The sequence below is a fragment of the Marinobacter sp. ELB17 genome (genome assembly GCF_000169375.1).
In the GTDB taxonomy this organism is placed as follows: Bacteria; Pseudomonadota; Gammaproteobacteria; order Pseudomonadales; family Oleiphilaceae; genus Marinobacter.
The window spans coordinates 15,693-33,027 of sequence record NZ_AAXY01000033.1 but is presented as its reverse complement, the minus strand read 5'-3'; the positions used below and the strand labels follow the sequence as shown (position 1 = coordinate 33,027).

At 50.6% G+C, this 17,335-nt stretch carries 19 protein-coding genes and 1 pseudogene; all 20 read right to left on the bottom strand.

The window, feature by feature from the left end:
- Positions 1-376 precede the first annotated feature (376 nt).
- A complete protein-coding gene (locus MELB17_RS20615) occupies positions 377-709 on the bottom strand; it encodes a hypothetical protein (RefSeq protein WP_157133369.1) in 333 nt (110 codons plus the stop codon).
- 105 nt (positions 710-814) lie between these two features.
- Positions 815-1,576, bottom strand: a complete 762-nt coding sequence (locus tag MELB17_RS23390) for a tetratricopeptide repeat protein (protein WP_007352284.1) — start codon at positions 1,574-1,576, stop codon at positions 815-817.
- Between the two features lie 277 nt (positions 1,577-1,853).
- Positions 1,854-2,606, bottom strand: a complete 753-nt coding sequence (locus tag MELB17_RS20605; RefSeq protein ID WP_007352283.1) for an FRG domain-containing protein — start codon at positions 2,604-2,606, stop codon at positions 1,854-1,856.
- Between the two features lie 906 nt (positions 2,607-3,512).
- Positions 3,513-3,965, bottom strand: a complete 453-nt coding sequence (locus tag MELB17_RS20600) for a DUF4231 domain-containing protein (RefSeq protein WP_007352282.1) — start codon at positions 3,963-3,965, stop codon at positions 3,513-3,515.
- Positions 3,966-4,026: 61 nt separating this feature from the next.
- The gene (locus MELB17_RS20595; RefSeq protein ID WP_007352281.1) at positions 4,027-5,070 is read right to left on the bottom strand and encodes a DNA cytosine methyltransferase; all 1,044 of its coding nucleotides are present in this window, start codon (positions 5,068-5,070) and stop codon (positions 4,027-4,029) included.
- Positions 5,071-5,103: 33 nt separating this feature from the next.
- Positions 5,104-7,002, bottom strand: a complete 1,899-nt coding sequence (locus tag MELB17_RS20590; protein WP_007352280.1) for an ATP-binding protein — start codon at positions 7,000-7,002, stop codon at positions 5,104-5,106.
- Positions 7,003-7,150: 148 nt separating this feature from the next.
- On the bottom strand, positions 7,151-7,504 hold the full coding sequence (locus tag MELB17_RS24125; RefSeq protein WP_227499001.1) for a HupE/UreJ family protein: 354 nt from the start codon (positions 7,502-7,504) through the stop codon (positions 7,151-7,153).
- 76 nt (positions 7,505-7,580) lie between these two features.
- A pseudogene (locus MELB17_RS20580) lies at positions 7,581-7,889 on the bottom strand (GTP-binding protein); the annotation flags it as partial.
- Positions 7,890-7,985: 96 nt separating this feature from the next.
- A complete protein-coding gene (locus MELB17_RS20575) occupies positions 7,986-8,915 on the bottom strand; it encodes a 2-hydroxyacid dehydrogenase (RefSeq protein ID WP_007352277.1) in 930 nt (309 codons plus the stop codon).
- 282 nt (positions 8,916-9,197) lie between these two features.
- Complete coding sequence (locus MELB17_RS20570; protein ID WP_007352276.1) at positions 9,198-9,377, bottom strand: hypothetical protein; 180 nt, start codon at positions 9,375-9,377, stop codon at positions 9,198-9,200.
- Positions 9,378-9,420: 43 nt separating this feature from the next.
- Entirely contained in the window at positions 9,421-10,059 is a 639-nt protein-coding gene (gene ureG / locus MELB17_RS20565) for an urease accessory protein UreG (protein ID WP_007352275.1), read from the bottom strand.
- Between the two features lie 51 nt (positions 10,060-10,110).
- Positions 10,111-10,806 carry an urease accessory protein UreF gene (locus MELB17_RS20560; protein ID WP_007352274.1) on the bottom strand — a complete coding sequence of 232 codons (696 nt, stop codon included), beginning with the start codon at positions 10,804-10,806 and terminating at the stop codon, positions 10,111-10,113.
- Positions 10,796-11,257: an urease accessory protein UreE gene (gene ureE / locus MELB17_RS20555; RefSeq protein ID WP_007352273.1), complete on the bottom strand. Its 462-nt coding sequence runs from the start codon at positions 11,255-11,257 to the stop codon at positions 10,796-10,798. The genes MELB17_RS20560 and ureE overlap by 11 nt, the downstream gene beginning before the upstream one ends.
- A gap of 35 nt (positions 11,258-11,292) precedes the next feature.
- Entirely contained in the window at positions 11,293-12,996 is a 1,704-nt protein-coding gene (ureC, locus tag MELB17_RS20550) for an urease subunit alpha (protein ID WP_007352272.1), read from the bottom strand.
- Positions 12,993-13,310 (bottom strand): urease subunit beta, encoded by a 318-nt coding sequence (locus tag MELB17_RS20545; protein ID WP_007352271.1) that lies wholly within the window; start codon positions 13,308-13,310, stop codon positions 12,993-12,995. The genes ureC and MELB17_RS20545 overlap by 4 nt, the downstream gene beginning before the upstream one ends.
- 10 nt (positions 13,311-13,320) lie before the next feature.
- Complete coding sequence (gene ureA / locus MELB17_RS20540; protein WP_007352270.1) at positions 13,321-13,623, bottom strand: urease subunit gamma; 303 nt, start codon at positions 13,621-13,623, stop codon at positions 13,321-13,323.
- 18 nt (positions 13,624-13,641) lie between these two features.
- Positions 13,642-14,574 carry an urease accessory protein UreD gene (locus tag MELB17_RS20535; RefSeq protein WP_007352269.1) on the bottom strand — a complete coding sequence of 311 codons (933 nt, stop codon included), beginning with the start codon at positions 14,572-14,574 and terminating at the stop codon, positions 13,642-13,644.
- Positions 14,571-15,269 (bottom strand): urea ABC transporter ATP-binding subunit UrtE, encoded by a 699-nt coding sequence (gene urtE, locus MELB17_RS20530; protein ID WP_036185751.1) that lies wholly within the window; start codon positions 15,267-15,269, stop codon positions 14,571-14,573. Before urtE ends, MELB17_RS20535 begins: the two co-directional genes overlap by 4 nt.
- A gap of 35 nt (positions 15,270-15,304) precedes the next feature.
- On the bottom strand, positions 15,305-16,129 hold the full coding sequence (gene urtD, locus MELB17_RS20525; RefSeq protein ID WP_007352267.1) for an urea ABC transporter ATP-binding protein UrtD: 825 nt from the start codon (positions 16,127-16,129) through the stop codon (positions 15,305-15,307).
- Positions 16,126-17,250, bottom strand: a complete 1,125-nt coding sequence (gene urtC / locus MELB17_RS20520) for an urea ABC transporter permease subunit UrtC (RefSeq protein WP_007352266.1) — start codon at positions 17,248-17,250, stop codon at positions 16,126-16,128. The genes urtD and urtC overlap by 4 nt, the downstream gene beginning before the upstream one ends.
- Positions 17,251-17,335 lie beyond the last annotated feature (85 nt).

Here is a 17,335-nt window from a genome sequence, read left to right as displayed (position 1 = left end):
CCGGTGGTCAACTATTTTTAGCTGAGCAGCCAGGCGAACACCCGTTTTTCTCTGCAGAGCTTTTCCACCACTGTGTTCAGGCGCTTACCTATACCCTATCGAGATAAAGTCGGGAAAACCGGGCACGATCACCCTGGTTTGCCTTGGCATCAGCTTCTCCCTGCTTCTGAAGCACGGAATCCGTTCTGTACAGTGGGAAAATAAATCTGTCCCGGTTTTCCGTGCGGGTTGTATCCGGCGGTTCGAATACCCGATACCACAGTATGCTCCTATTTCTAATAGCGCCTAACGCCGCCAAAACGCGCGTCTTTGTAGTGGAGGCAAAGCCGCAACGAAAAATCTGACGCTGTGCTTGGCCTTGTTAGGTGCTTTACTATTAGTTATTAAAGCACTTGAATACTGTGCCCATTGCTTGAGCATCTGGAGCTGACCATGCACCAACATTCAGATCAGAGTGAGTCACCGTATCTGCTTCTGAATAACGCTCTGCTGCTGCATCGCGAAGGCGATTCTTTATTTCCATTACTTGTTGGTTTTTATCCCACAGGCCCCCAATACTAGCATCAACCTGAACCTGCCCAAGCATTTTACAGTTTGATAGGTGGGCGGAATCTGAAGGCGTAATAAATACCCGATCCCCTTTTGTGACGGCTGTTGCACAGCCACCAAGGAGAATGACAAAGGCAAGAGTTGATATTGTTTTTTTCATGAATTTTCCTATTTTGAGTCCATACTGATTTTGCTTGACACCTTGCTCTGCGGCGAGCTGGAGCGAAGCGGAGGGCCGTCCTACAACAGCCATTAGTTAGGAGACCTATGGAAACATGAAGCTAATTTCCTTACTTTGTCCCAAACATTTATTTTTAAAATAGCGGCTCATCTCACTTACTGGCACATTGGTACTCCATACCCAATTTATAACGCCATTCATCATCTTTATAGCCTCTTTATCAGTCATCCCTATCATTAGCTGCCTAGCTTCAGACTGAGGCTTACCATATTTTTTATACGTTATTACACTATCGACTGTAGGCATAACCATATCGCAGTACTCAGCTAAACTGCTAACATTTTGGGAGCTCTCAGTGTCATCATACTGAAAACCTTTTTTATTAGAGGTGCTAGCGTAAATATCATTTGCCCTCTGCGTTATAGCATTCATTTTTGATTTTTTTATTAGGTTTTTGGATTCCATAAAATCAATGCCTCGAGAGGCTATAGAATTGCCATTCTCTTTTGATACCAAAAACCATGCGTAAGCTTCTTCAAAGTTTTGTTTTACGCCCTGCCCATTGACATGCGCTTGCCCAACCTGAAACTGTGCAGCTGCGTGTCCTTGCATAGACGCCTTATGCATCAACTCGAAAGATTTTTGATAGTCCTCTTTTACTCCATTGCCTTCCAGAAAAAGTAGACCCAAACCAAATTGACCATCGGGGTTATTACCTGAAGCAAGCCTTTCACAGGCTTTAAAGCTATCGAGATTTTGAGCTTTACATCTTTGAAGATCGCTCGCTTGAACCGGCGGAATAAAAAAGATAGCAAAAAAACATACAACTCTAATAAATAGTCTCATAATTATCCCCTTGGTAACTGCCAATCCTAACACCCGGCTCACCGAGCAAATTTTTGATGGCGGCTTTTGTGCGTGTTTTTGCACAAAAGGTGGCAGCGGAAATTTGTCCGGCGGAGCCGCTGGTTAGCACTTTATCTACTGTGCTGTTTATAATATTTCGCTTAACATTTTTGGGTTTTACTTTAGAGTTACATATATTAAATCGAACAAACTCTTCATCAACAGCACAAGTTGATTTGGTTTAAACAGCATCAAGCAAAGAAAACACATTACTAGTTTATTTCTCTGAAGGAGTTTTACCAACATCAAAGCGCGAGCAAACGGATTCATAAGCCTTTTTGCAGACTGATTCAATTCCAGGAGACAACTGCATTGCAGTTATCCCCATAAGCTCAAGGTCACGCATTGCGTGCCTGCGCTCTTTTACTGAAAAAGTGTATTTAGTTAGAAATTTTCGGCCTTCTTTTTCATTAATACGAACGTGGACTTCTGGATTTTGGCAATTGGTAAACCAAAAAATCCCTTGCTGAAGCATTTGCTTATGATTACCTCTAAAGTTCGGCCTTAACAAGGTTACATGAACGGCAGGCTCGTCAAAATTATAGGTCTGTTTATACGTTGAAGACCATGTATTTTGATCAAACACATAAACAGCAACCTCATCAGACTGAGGGCAAAAGTGGTTTATACCTTCGAATGCGAAATAGGCTGCTATATATGGAGAAAATGTCCAATCTAGCAATGGAGTAGGAAAACCATTGTGCTGTAAAAAAGCAATGAATTGAGCCATTTTTCCTGAATCAGTTAGATCTCTGCGCGAACCATCCCATGCTTCTACCTGTTCCTGTACTTCAGGGATTAGCTGATTGAAAAACGCCAAAAAGTCATTCTGGTTACTTATCTTGCCAGTGCGATGAAGAGAAGTAGTGAGATGCCACGCAGAGTTAGATTGACCACGATAAATCAACTCTTTCTGCTCTTTGACTTGAGCACCAACTATTTCTTTATATTTATCCCAGCTGATTTCCATATGATCTCTTTAGAGTGCTAACACCTAAGCATTTAATGGTCGTGCGCAGCATGACCTTTAAATTTCTGTTGGGCTAAGCCGCCAACTCCGCGGCTATCGAACGATGCTTAAGGATAAAGTAATTTGAAGGGCGGGCCTGAACGGTCCATCTGGGGTCAGGCGCGAAGCGATGCCGGCGGGTTTTGGTCTCATTCGATCCTTCACGAGGCGGTTCCTTGTTTTGATTTCCCTCAGACTACCCCTCGTATACCCCTTTTTCCAGCGTTGACCCGCAGAAACGCCCAGCTCCTTTAGAACGGCTGCTTTCCAAGCACCGAACCGGGCGGAGATGGGTTAGCCCGCTGGGATCACTGCTGGTCTAAATCGTGGAATCTGGCGAATCATGCGAACCAGACCGTTGTCACAGAGGAGGCAGGGCCAGCATCGCTGAGACGCCGGGCTCTCCAGTGTCGCTTCTGGTTTGGGCGGCTGCAATAAACAGTACCGGATAACCGCCATTTTGCGGCGTCGAGTGCAGTTGCTCAGGTAGCCAAAATGGCGAATTCGCGATTATTCGAGGTCAGATTTCGCATTTTGCCTCTCGAATAATCTGGCTTACGCGAGAATAATGAAGTCCAAAGAAGTAGTTTCAGTCAAAAGATGGTGGTGATTGCCCATCAGACAGTAGGCGTGGCATTCCCAGTTGGAGGTCTCACACACGTCGTCGAAAACTGACGCAAGTCGCAGCGGTTATCGTCAAATACAACAATGAGCTCACGCCGATTTCGGCGGGACAGACTGAGACGATTACAACGAAATGGCAAGACAGAGGCAAAACGCAAGACCTGACCCCATCACCCCACTAGACAAAAAATGAAGCAAACAGTTGTTGGAAGATTGGTCCAAAATTTACTAAAGATCATCGTTTTACTTCTTGGACTCAAGATCATCATTGCTCTTTGTTGACGGTTTTTTCGTATATCGAAACCACTCGCTGTTCTCTTTTGAAATTAAACTTTCTACTCGTTGGACAAGAAGGCGATATGAATTTTCTTCACAATAGGGTTCGGCTCCTGAAAGAAATAAAAACTTTTCATGCTTAAGAGATTCGCATGTAGTCCTGTACTCTATCCATTGTTCGTGATATTTGCTCAATGCCTCAAAAGAGGACGCGACGGCAATTGCCGCACCAAGAATTCCCAAAATCAAATTCACTGGAACAATACCTGTACCGAAACCTGCAATCAGCGGAATAGCAGCAGCAGAAATAATCTCGAACCGCCGGAAATACTTATACTTAAATTGTGCACTCGAGCTATTTTTATCATACCACCCTATTTGGTGGTCTAATCGAAACTCAATATATTCATCTTTATTCATTTCCAAAGACTCTAAGGGATAAATTTAACAACTAAAAATCAAAGCAGAACTATTTAAAAAACTACTTCATTGACTTTATATGCTGCTGAAAGCTTCTCCCAATAACTTTACCTAAATTTACGGGAACAGCATTACCAATCATGGTTCCAATGGGAGCAAGCTGCACTTTTTCATTTGGTGGAATGAATTGATAGCTCTTAGGGAAAGTTTGCAACATGGCAGCTTCGCGGAGCGATATAGCTCTATCTTGATCGGGATGCCCAAACCGTCCATTTCCGAAACCATAACTCTGCGTGGTTATAGTTGGACTGACTTTATCCCAGCTCATTCGCGCATAGACGCTAACATAGGTTTTTCCCGTCGCCTTCCGATGGCATTCTGCCATCAAACTCTCTGGCCAGTCACGCCAAGTTCCACCTGGTTTAGAGTGTTTTATTCTCGTCAAATTGATAGATGATAGTCCAGCAGAAATATGCAACCTATCTTTCAAACACTGTTCTCCAGCTCTCAATGACGGAAGGTTTCCGATAGTCTGCCTTACTGTTCTATATTTTTTAGGCTTCCTAATCGGCTCCAGTATTTTGATGTCGCCGAGCCTAGATGCAAGCAGAACGTGCCGGTTACGGCTTTGAGGTATACCGTAGTTAGGGCAGTAAATTTTTTGCGCCCAAACTCGATAACCCAAACTTCCCAAATGTCCAACAAAATCATGGTACACCTCATGTTTCGTGACATCGGGAACATTCTCCATTGTTACTAATTCAGGAAGAACCTCACCAATGAGACGAGAGAACGCGTAGAGCAGCGGCCATTTCTTATCATTCTTTACATCTCGGCCTTGGGAGTACGTCGAAAAAGGTTGACAAGGTGCACACCCAGCCAAAAGCCTCACACTTTTTTTGGGATAAAGTGCGTTGAGCTCCATCCCTGTTAACTCTCTGACATCCATGTTAACGAATTCGGCTCCATAATTATTCTTTTCATATGCGTATTTGCAGGATTTCTGAACGTCAACACCAGCGATTACATTAACCCCTGCCTTTATAAGACCATGAGTTAGACCTCCTGCACCGCAAAATAAGTCAATTGCAGTAATACTATTCATCCGACCAGCTCCGAAAAAAAGACAAAAGCACTCTCATTTTACATTCGCTAAACGTCGCACTTCATTCAAAATCAATCTTTCACTCTTCGAGGTATACTTCAGTGAATTTGTTATTCCTTCTATCTTACTGACCACTCTATTAGCATCATGAACCGTTAAATTTATCCTTCCGTCGGAATCATTGCTGATATTAGCCCAGACCACTTCTACGTCTAATGGCTTTTCTGGTTTGTAACTATTGATATTGAAAATTTCATGCTCACTCTTCGTAACCCAGCCCGCTCCAACTTCTGAAACAGCTCCCCAGCTATCAGCCATTGAGCTACTGGTAACGTATATTACGTAAATACCTTCTGTTGAATAACTTTCAACAAAAAAATTACGCAGGTATTCGAATATTGGAGCTTTATCTGGTATAACGGATTCTGGATTATCAGATGATGTATAAAGTATTTCACCTGCAGGAACCCCATTGAAAATTAACAAATCATAAATAAAATCACAAGATGACTTGTCCGCACTAGCGTGACTAATAAGAAGCTTCTTCTTGGCACTATCTATCGTTTTCTTAACACCCATATTTGGAAAGCTATTATTTATAGCTTTCGATACATAACCCCTTACTTCATCTAAACTTACTTCACCGTTTTTAAACTGCCCGCTGATCATATCTGCTGCAGAACTCGATGCGACAGACTTAAACTCATCAATTTTCCTCTTAAACAACTCTTCGCGCTGCTTTTTCATCCTATTCTTTTCTTCGTCTTTCTCCTGCTTTACGAAAGACGCATACTTTACTCGTAAACCTATTGCCTTGGGGAGAAGCTCATTCCTAACATACCTCAATACTTCCTGATAACGTTCATCATCTGTCTTATATCCCTGCCTATTACTAAGCGCCATGTCAGGAAGTTCGGTTTCTTCGAACAGGTCTACGTGTAACTGACCAACAACATATACCTCAGTCATTGCATTTTTTCCAACTATCGGTAATATGTTATACTCACCTAATTTTTTATTTGATAATAAAGATATAAAGTTATCTGGAAAGTCAGAGTTATCTAGCTTTCTGCCTTTGGTGGAACGATATACCCCGATCCACCCACGAATTTCCAATTCGAACGAATCTTCTTCACCATCCTTGCATTTCAGAATTAAATTCTTTTTATGACTCGGCCACTTCTTAAGGAGATCACGTTCATACTTCTCTTTATTATCCAACTGACTATCAAAATGTTTCGCAAGCCCTTCGTATTCCACCCCCAAAGTGATCAATCCCCCAAGCCCGGAAACAAGATCCTTTTCGAAAGAGTCAATTACAGTACTTTGACCTCCAACTTCGACATGGATTCGAAAATCTTCATCAACTAAAGGAAATATTTTTAGGATATTGTTACGAATCGCTTTTACCGTTTTATTAAGAACATATTGAGGACTGCTCATCACAACGGCTGTTCCATTTTCTTCTATTTTATTGAACTTAATATCTTCTTCTTCAATAGGCTTAAGAAGTCGGTCATCACTGACGTTTCTGGACAATATAAAACCCGATCGCTCTCCATTTCTAACTGTTTTTATTTCAACATTAGGTGAGACTGACAAAGCCGCCAGCTTTCCGACTCCCTTCCGCCCCATTTTTTTTCGCTTATTATCGCTACCTGAAACATATTCCTGATCTGATATAGATCTAGTTTCTTGAGCAACATTTAAATACTTGGCAATGTCACCATCTTCATAAGACATTCCATGACCATCATCTTCAACAGTTAGGCTTCCCTTCTCTTGAATAATATATACATTTTTTGCATTTGCGTCGTAAGCGTTCGCTATCAGCTCTGCTAATATAAAATATATATTCGTATACAAACTTGGACCTAAAAGCTCCAGTATTCTAGGATCAATAGATATCTTGTATTCCTTTTTATTTGACACAAATCCCCCAAATTATAGTATTAATATTTATTTTGATATGATTCATCAAATAATTCCTATTAGCATCAAAGATACTTTAGAGTCTAGACTAGAGAATAATACACTTAACATAACTCTCCGTCGCCCCACAATCTTACGAAACATAGTCTTACTCTTCGTGACAGGAAAACGAGAAAGACGATACTTCTACGGCCCAAAATCTTCGAATCCAAGAATGACGTGCACCAACTTCCCAGCCAACGTAACCTGTATAGGAAATCGCTGAAATCGGCTCTAGACACTGCTCCTCGTCAATGGCCATTGCTGCGCCCAAGATCATGCCGCCGATCACAAACAGTGGTGTGCTGTTTTTCAGGGTGGCGTTCTGGCGCACGCTCCAGAAGCCAATGGCGGCCATGGCGAGCAAATGGTCGAGGCCCAGCATGGGGTGTAATAAGCCGCTGGTGAAGCCGGTGCCTGCGTCGTGGCCGGCATGGGCAGAGGCGGCTGTGGCGGTAACCATCAGGCCGGTGGCCATCAGCAGTTAGGTAGCTGTTTTCATCATGTTTTTCCTTGGTCTTGTCCGTGGTGTTAATGGTTCAGGCAGTTTCAGCTAGCTTTTCTGGCCTGCGCTCCGGCAGCATTCCGCGCTCCAGAATGAAGCTGATAATCATCTCCAGCCCTACCCCGTTGTAAAGGTTGGCAAACACGAATGGCCACTCGCCGCGCATCATTTTGGAATCACAATCCATGATGTTCAGCGAGGCGTGCACGTATTCGGCGATGTCGATTTTGTTGATGATCAACAGGTCGGATTTGGTGATGCTGAGGCCACATTTGCGGGGTATTTTGTCGCCGCCGGATTCCACCAGCACCAGTTCCAATTTCGGGAAAAACACCAGAGACAGGCACTCTTCACACTCTTCACACCACTTAATCTCGCGGGGATACACTATACCTGCCTGTTGTGCCTGTCCTTTCTGGATATGATTCAATCCAACTGCTTAATAACCTCGAAAAGCGTCTACTTGATTCATTAAGGCCCGACCACTTTTCATCAGTCGATAGTTTTTCAAAATTTGAGGCGCGACTGAGTCAGGATCTGTAATGCTTGAGCAGTGAGGGGTCAGGAGTATTTTGTTATTCTGCCAAAATGGATGTATCTGAGATAATGGCTCCTCTCTAAAAACATCAAGGCACGCTCCTCTCAGCTGACCTTCATTTAGTGCTGTTATCAGATCTTCATCCATTAAGTGCTCGCCCCTCGCTACATTGACTAAGCAAGCCCCAAAAGGCAGTTTATTTAAGTTTTCTAAGTTAAGAATACCACGCGTCTCGTTTGTCAGGGGCAATAAGCAAATCAATATATTTACTTGCGAAAGAAATTCTTCTAGTTGCCTGTCACCTGCATAAGACTTTACTCCGGTCATCGTTTTTTGAGAACGAGACCAACCAATGACATTAAATCCAATCTCAGAAAACTTACTCGCCGAATATTCTCCAAGCTTACCTAACCCCATTACACCGATGGTCGTATGGACTATTGCTTTGGGTGACTGTTGTTTCCAGTTCGATTGGTATTGCTGAGTTTTGTATATGTCAAAATCCCGGAAGTAATACATAACGGCTGTATGAAGATATTCATACATAGACTGTGCTAATAGAGGATCTATAATTCTTATCACCGGTAGATCTTTTGGCAAAAATTCATCATTCAGTAAATGATCTATACCTGCGCCCATAGAGCAGATGCATCGCAGATTTGGGTAGTCTTGTAGAACGCCTTCGGGATGATTCCAACATAAGGCAAACTCAACGTCATCTTTGCGGCTTTCGTTTGGCCATATTTGAACGTCGAGAGTAGGGTCTAATGCCCTTAGGGCGGCTACCCAGGGTTCAGGGTCTTTATTGGTACAAATAATTGATATTGTCATGTTATTTTGCTTTTTCCCGTAACCATACTGAACGCTTCATCGCCACCAAGGCGCGACGTCCTCATTGTCACGCACGAATGCAGAGTAAAGGTTCAACCAAGCTATATCGAAAAAATACCTTAGCTCAAAAATGACGTGAGCGCACGGCACCGCGCGACGTCCAAGTTATTGCAATAATCCAGAGGTCGCACGATTCAAAACGGGTACGGGGAAAGGGCTGGCGTTTGCCGCCAGCCGTTCTTGCGGGGACGTTAAGAGGCTGCGCAATCGTCGTCTTAACTCTCAGCGACGTTGCTTAATTTTCTTCCAGGCCGTGAACGCTATTGCGCTGACGATCACTGCCGCAACCAGGTATTCAATATGCAGAACGTCACCAATGGCTTCGTGGCCGGAGTGCGCCAGCGCGTTCGTAGAAGCCAGTAGGAGCATCGCGCTGATACTCATTTGTTTGATGTTTTTCATGACTGTTTCTCCGTTTTAATTCGAAAGAAAAAAAGGGGTTTGGTCAAGCAGTTTCAGCCAGTTTTACCGGCCTGCGCTCCGGCAGCATGCCCCGCTCCAAAATAAAGCTGATAATCGTCTCTAGCCCTACCCCGTCATACAGATTCGCAAACACAAAGGGCCGTTCGCCGCGCATCATTTTGGAATCACGCTCCATGATGTCCAGCGAGGCGTGCACGTATTCGGCGATGTCGATTTTGTTGATGATCAACAGGTCGGATTTGGTGATGCCGGGGCCGCCTTTGCGGGGGATTTTGTCGCCGGCGGATACGTCAATCACGTACAGGGTCAGGTCAGACAGTTCCGGGCTGAAGGTGGCCGAAAGGTTATCGCCGCCGGATTCCACCAGCACCAGTTCCAGGTTCGGGTGTCGGTTTTGCAGGTCGTCGATGGCCGCCAGGTTCATAGAGGCGTCTTCGCGTATGGCTGTGTGGGGGCAGCCGCCGGTTTCAACACCCAGTATGCGGTCTGCCGGCAGGGCGTCGTGCTTCAACAGGAAGTCGGCGTCTTCTCTTGTGTAGATGTCGTTGGTGACCACGGCGATGTCGTAGTGGTCTTTCAGGGCGTTGCACAGCTGGCGCAGCAATGCGGTTTTGCCGGAGCCTACCGGGCCGCCTACGCCTATTCTCAAGCAATGTGTCATGGTTGTTTCCTCGTTCGCTATTCGTTTTGAAGACGTCAGTTTCTGAAAAAGTTAACTTCTAAAAAGTCTCGAATACTGTGTTTCGTGCAACGCACTGCCCAGCGCCAGCCCCGGCAGAATGGGGCCGAGTTCATCGTCTTCCCTTTGCAGGGCAACCTCTACGGCGGTCACCAGCAGTGGGCGCATGTGTTCGGTGATGCGCTGGGCGGCTGTGTGGCCGAGGGGCAGCGCTTTGCAGGCGACAGACAGCTGATTTTCCAGCCAGGCCCAAGCAAAGCCAATGAGCGTTTGGCGCGGCGGTACCTGTCGGTAATGGGCTACCCAGGCGAACATGGTGATGTAACCCGGTTGGTTTGGAATCAGGTTCGCGCCCGGCAGCAGGCCCAGGCTGCGTAGCAACGTCACCAGGGCAGCGCCCAGGCGGGTGTCTTCGTCACTCAGTTCGGCGGTTTCACGGATCGCTTGTAGCCAGGTGTTCCACTGGGCAATGGCTTCTGCATCGTCCGTTGCCCAGGCCGTTTGCAGCCGTGCCAGCAGGGGCAGCTCGCAGCGGCTTAGGCCATCTTCAAGAACGCCTTCCAGCCATTCGCGTAGGTCGGCTTCGGTTGTCACCCAGCCCAACTCAAACGCGCTTTCCAGGCCCTGGGACCAGGCAAACGCACCGATGGGCAGCGCGGGGCTGACCAGTTGCATCAGGCCCAGCAATGCCAGGTCGCTCGAAGCGCTTGGTTGGCTGTCAATGCTCATGGTTGTGCGCGGCCGGCGAATAAGCACCCGGTTCGGGGTCGAATTTGGCGTTGTGGTGTATAAGAGTGGCGCCCAGATGCTCGGCCAGTTCTTCCAGCACGTGGTCTGGTGGGAAGCGAATCCAGCCGCCCTGCTTGTCTTCGCCAATGGCCAGTGACACGTGGCGGTTACCCAGGTGGAAGCACAGGCGCGCCAGCGGCAGGCCGGCGGCAACGCGTGCGGTTACCACCGGCTCGTCGGCGGCGCGAATGCGGATAACTTCGCCGGTTCGGGCTTGCAGCAGGTCGCCATCACGCAGTACCGGGCCACGGTCCAGAAACAGGCCTACATCAAGGCTGGTTTCGGTGGTGGCGCGCAGACGGCCGCGCATACGCAGCTCGTAAGGCAGTATCAGGTTGTCGTGAATTTCTGCGCTGTCGATGTTGTGGATGCGTTCTATTAGTTCCAGCATAGGATTCTCCGTTTGCGCGTTAAAACAGTTACGCCTTAAAACAAATGGTAGCGCTGGGCCAGCGGCAATTCGCTGGCCGGCTCGCAGGTGAGCAGTTCGCCGTCTGCATACACTTCGTAGGTTTGCGGGTCTACGGTGATGTGCGGGCAGGCGTCATTCAGTTTCATGTCGGCTTTGCGCACCTGCCGAACGTTCTTGCAGGCCGCCAGCGGGCTGTCCAGGCCCAGTGCTTTGCCAACGCCGGCATCTAACGCAGCCTGGCTGACGAACGTCAGGCGCGTGGCGCTGGCCGCTTTGCCGAAAGCGCCAAACATCAGGCGGTAGTGCACGGGCTGGGGCGTGGGGATAGAGGCGTTGGGGTCACCCATGGGCGCGGCTGCAATCATCCCGCCTTTCACAATAAGGGCCGGCTTTACGCCGAAAAACGCCGGGTTCCACAACACCAGGTCTGCCATCTTGCCCACTTCTACCGAGCCCACTTCGTGGCTGATGCCGTGGGTGATGGCGGGGTTGATGGTGTACTTGGCGATGTAGCGTTTGGCGCGAAAGTTGTCGGCACCCAGGCTTTCATCTTGCGGTAGCAGGCCCCGCTGCTGTTTCATTTTGTGAGCGGTTTGCCAGGTGCGGCACACCACTTCGCCCACCCGGCCCATGGCCTGGGAATCGGAAGCAATCATCGAGATAACGCCCAGGTCGTGCAGGATGTCTTCCGCGGCGATGGTCTCGCGCCGAATGCGTGAATCGGCGAAGGCGACGTCTTCCGGGATGTTCGGGTCCAGGTGGTGGCACACCATCAGCATGTCGAGGTGTTCGTCGATGGTATTCACGGTGTAGGGCCGCGTGGGGTTGGTGGATGACGGCAGCACGTAGGGTTTAGAGCAGGCGGTGATGATGTCTGGCGCGTGGCCGCCACCGGCGCCTTCGGTGTGGTAGGTGTGAATGCAGCGTTCTTTGAACGCGGCCAAGGTGTCTTCCACAAAGCCGGATTCGTTCAGGGTGTCGGTGTGAATGGCCACCTGTACGTCGTATTTGTCCGCCACCGTCAGGCAGTTGTCGATGCTGGCCGGGGTGGTGCCCCAGTCTTCGTGCAGTTTCAGGCCGATGGCGCCGGCTTTTACTTGCAGTTCCAGGGCTTCGGGCAGGCTGGCGTTGCCTTTGCCGAGGAAGCCGATGTTCATCGGCATGCTGTCGACGGCCTGAAGCATTTTGCCCATGTGCCAGGCACCGGGTGTGCAGGTGGTGGCGTTGGTGCCGGTGGCCGGGCCGGTGCCACCGCCGAGCATGGTGGTAATGCCGCTCATCAGGGCTTCTTCAATCTGCTGGGGGCAGATGAAATGGATGTGGGCGTCGATGCCGCCGGCGGTGAGGATTTTGCCTTCGCAGGCGATGATTTCGGTGCCAGGGCCGATAACGATGGTGACATCTGGCTGGGTGTCGGGGTTGCCGGCTTTGCCGATGGCGGCGATACGGCCGTTTTGTAGGCCAACGTCGGCTTTAACGATGCCCCACCAATCCAGAATCAGGGCGTTGGTGATGACGGTGTCCATTACGGTGTCGTCGGCTCGCTGGCTTTGGCCCATGCCGTCACGGATGACTTTGCCGCCGCCGAATTTTACTTCGTCGCCGTAGTGGGTGGCGTCGCTTTCTACTTCTATCCACAGCTCGGTGTCGCCCAGCCGGACTCGGTCGCCGGTGGTGGGGCCGTACATGTCGGCGTAGGCTTGTCTTGTGATTTTCATGTCTTCGCCTCCAGATTTCCCATCACTTCGCCCCTGAAACCGTAAATGTTTCGGCTGCCGGCAAACGGGATCAGGGTGACCTGCCGTGATTGGCCCGGTTCGAAGCGAATGGCAGTGCCCGCAGCGACGTCAAGCCGGTAGCCTGTTGCTTTGGGCCGGTCAAACTTCAGCGCCGGGTTGGCTTCGGCGAAATGATAGTGGGAGCCGATCTGTATCGGGCGGTCGCCGGTGTTGGCAACGTCGACGGTGATACGTTTGCGGCCGGCGCAGAGTTCTATGTCGCCGTCTTTCAGTTGGTACTCTCCGGGGATCATGGCGCGGCCCTCATACAATGGGGTTGTGAACGGTCACCAGTTTGGTGCCGTCCGGGAAGGTGGCTTCTACCTGCACTTCAGGAATCATCTCGGCGATGCCGTCCATCACGTCGTCGCGGGTCAGAATTTCCGCACCGCTGCTCATCAACTCGGCAACGGTTCGGCCTTCCCGCGCGCCTTCCATAATTTCGGTGCTGATCAGGGCGATGGCTTCGGGGTAATTCAGTTTCAGGCCTTTGGCTTTGCGCCGCTCGGCCAGCAGGCCGGCGGTGAACAGCAGCAGCTTGTCTTTATCTCTTGGTGTCAGTTCCATTTTGTTATTCCTCTGATCTCAGGTCAGCCATATCCGCGGCACTATCGCCGCTTTGCCGGTCAGCAAGGGCCGCAATAACTCCCAGGCTTGCTGGCATAAAGCCCAGGCTTCGTTTCTTTCGTGTCCCAGATAACGCAACAACACAACGCCCCGGCGACGAGTGACGGCCCACCGCGGGTTTGCCGGCAGTGCAGCTCGCAACGCTTCTATCGCGGCGGCTTCGTGTTCCAGGCCAACCACCCACAAGGTAGCCTGGACGGTTGCGCCACCCTGCCCCCACGGGCCTTTGAAGCGGCGGTGTTGCGGGCTCATAATTTGGCGTTCCAGCCATAACGGCTGGCCGTCCATCCGCAATTGGAAACGCTGTTCCATATGGCCAGATGTGAACGGCAACTGGCTGGCCGGGCGGCCAAGGGCGAGAATTTCCCAGCCCAGGCATTTGGCGCCGGTTTGCAGTTCGATGGTGGTGGTTTGTTCGCCCCGGGAGCCGTCAAACGCCAGAGTTTCCTGCGGCAGGTATTCCAGTGTGGCGTTGCTGGCGACGTGCAAGCGGGTGTGCTGCCCCCAAGCAACGCCGTGGCTGTCAGCTTTGTAGAGTTTGGCCGCGGCGGGTGTGGTTAGCAGCACGTGCGCGCCTTCTTCCACGGTGGCCTCAATACGCAGTTCGTCACCGCTGACCAGTCCACCCGGCGGGTGTAGCAGGTACACGTGACAGCAGCCGTTGCGGCCTTCCGGGTAAAACGGCCGCTGCACTCTTAACGGGCCATGATGCCTGCGGTGCGCTAATCGGGTAACGGTGCTGCCTGGTCCGTCGCTGCGCAGGTCAAAACCCAAAGACAGAGCCGCAGCCCAACGCCTTTGTGGGTCGAAGCGGTGGCCGGAATCCTGTTCTGGCGAGTGCAGGGGCGCTGTGCGCTGATCCACAGGCGCGACGCGCTGAAATACGGTCATACCGTCAGGTGCTTTTTAATGAGTTCGTTGGTCAGACCGGCAATTTCGCCTTCGGCTACGCGGCGGCCGCGGTCGAGGATGGCGAAGCGGTCAGCGTATTTGCGGGCGAAGGGCAGTTTTTGCTCCACCAGCAGCACCGTCAGGCCGTCTTCTTTGATCAGCGTGCGAATAACCTCACCAATCTGAGCGACGATGTTGGGCTGAATGCCCTCCCCCGGCTCGTCCAGAATCAGCAAACGGGGTTCAATCACCAAGGCCCTGCCAATGGCCAGTTGTTGTTGCTGGCCGCCAGAGAGATCGCCGCCGCGGCGGTGGCGCATTTCTTCCAGCACCGGAAACAGTTCGTACACGCGCTCGGGGATTTTTTTGCTGCCGTCTTTGCGCACCGCCAGGCCGGTACGCAGGTTTTCTTCCACCGTCAGCAGCGGGAAAATCTGCCGGCCCTGGGGCACGTAGCCTATGCCAAGGCGAGAACGGTCTTCAATTTTTTTCTGGGTAAGCTCGACTTCCTGGGCGAACGTGATGGAACCGCTGTTGACGGTTTCTTCACCCATGATGCATTTCATCAGTGTGGTTTTACCCACGCCGTTGCGGCCCATAACACAGGTACACTGACCCTCGGGCACATCCAGCTCCAGATCCCAGAGGGTGTGGCTTTCGCCATAATACTGGTCGATTTTCTGGATTTTCAGCATCAGGCTTTTCATTGGCATGAGGCTCTCAGTTGGCATCAGGCTTCCTCCCCCAAGTACACCTTGATAACGTCCGGGTGGTTAGACACCTGGTCCATGGTGCCTTCCGCCAGCACGCTGCCCTGGTGCAACACGGTGACTTTGCGGGCAATGGAGCGCACAAAGCCCATGTCGTGTTCCACCACCACAACGGACTGTTTGCCGGCAAGAGTGGTGAGCAATTCGGCGGTGCGTTCCATTTCCTGTTCGGTCATACCAGCCACGGGTTCGTCTACCAGCAACAAACGCGGTTTTTGCATCAGCAGCATGCCAATCTCCAGCCATTGTTTCTGGCCGTGGGACAAAATGCCAGCCAAAGCAGCGCGCAGGTTGCGCAGACCAATTGTCTCCAGCACTTCGTCAATGCGGTCGCGGCATTCGCCGTTCAGTACCGCGGTCAGCGTAGGCAGTACGCGCTTGTCCGCCGCCATGGCCAATTCCAGGTTTTCGAACACTGTGAGTGCTTCAAACACCGTGGGCTTCTGGAATTTGCGGCCAATGCCCAGCGAAGCGATTTCAGGCTCGCTTTTGGTCAGCAGGTTATGGCGGCTGCCAAACCAGACCGAGCCGGTATCCGGTCGGGTTTTACCGGTGATGATGTCCATCATGGTGGTTTTGCCCGCGCCGTTTGGCCCGATGATGCAGCGCAGCTCGCCGTCGTCGATGGTCAGGTTCAGGTTGTTGATGGCCTTGAAACCGTCAAAGCTCACGCTGACGTCTTCCAAATACAGAATAGGCCCGTGGCGAACGTCAACCGGTGATACTTCTGGAATCAGAAAGTTGAACACTTTGTCGCGATTGGCGAGTTCCTTCAAAAAGCTCATACGGTGGCCTCTTGCGAGTCGGGATTGTTGGCGGGAGCAGCGGCCTTTTTAGGCTTGAACACCAACCCGGCAATGCCTTTGGGCAGAAACACCGTAACCAGAACAAACAAACCGCCCAAGGCGAACAGCCAGGCGTCTGGCATCACGCCAGTAAGGACGGTTTTGGCGTAGTTCACCAGTACTGCACCAATCACCGCACCGTAAAGCGTGGCGCGACCACCCAAGGCTACCCAAACCACAATTTCGATCGAGAACAACGGCGAAAATTCGCTGGGGTTGATGATGCCCACCTGGGGCACATACAAGGCGCCCGCTACGCCGGCCAGCATGGCCGATATCACGAATACGAATAACTGCACCCGTTCCACCCGGTAACCCAGAAAGCGGGTTCGCGCTTCGGCGTCGCGGCAGGCCACCGCCACGCGGCCCAGTTTGCTGGTGACAATGCCGCGGCAAATCACGAACCCAATCGCCAGCGCCACACCGGTGGCCAGGAACAGCCCCAGGCGAGTGGCATCGGTGCGCAGATTGAAGCCCAGAATGTCGCGGAAATCGGTCAGGCCGTTGTTACCGCCAAAGCCCATTTCGTTGCGGAAGAACGCCAACATCAGCGCAAAAGTCAGCGCCTGGGTGATGATGGACAGGTAAACACCCGTCACCCGCGACCGAAACGCCAGAAAGCCGAACACCAGCGCCAACAGGCCGGGCGCCAGCAGCACCATTGCAAAGGCAAACCAGGCCATGTCGAAACCCAGCCAGTACCATGGCAACTCCTGCCAGTTCAAAAAAACCATGAAATCCGGCAGAACCGGGTCGCCGTAGGTGCCGCGATCGCCAATCTGGCGCATCAGATACATGCCCATGGCGTAGCCGCCGAGGGCAAAAAACGCGCCGTGGCCCAAGCTCAGAATGCCCAGGTAACCCCACACCAAATCCACCGCCACGGCAAGCAAGGCGTAACACAGATACTTGCCCAACAGGGTGACGGTGTAAGCGCTAACGTGCAGCGCGCTGTCTTGCGGCGTAAAAACGTGCAGCACTGTGACGATCACCAGCGCCGCGAACAGAACACCCAGAAATGTTCGGGTGGAGCGTTCAGCTAAAGGTCTTGTTAGCCACATACCGGTGTCCCTTCTGGCTGATTATTTGATTCACTGCGAGAAACTTGTGTCACGCAGTGAATTATAAGATTGGCTAAACGAGACA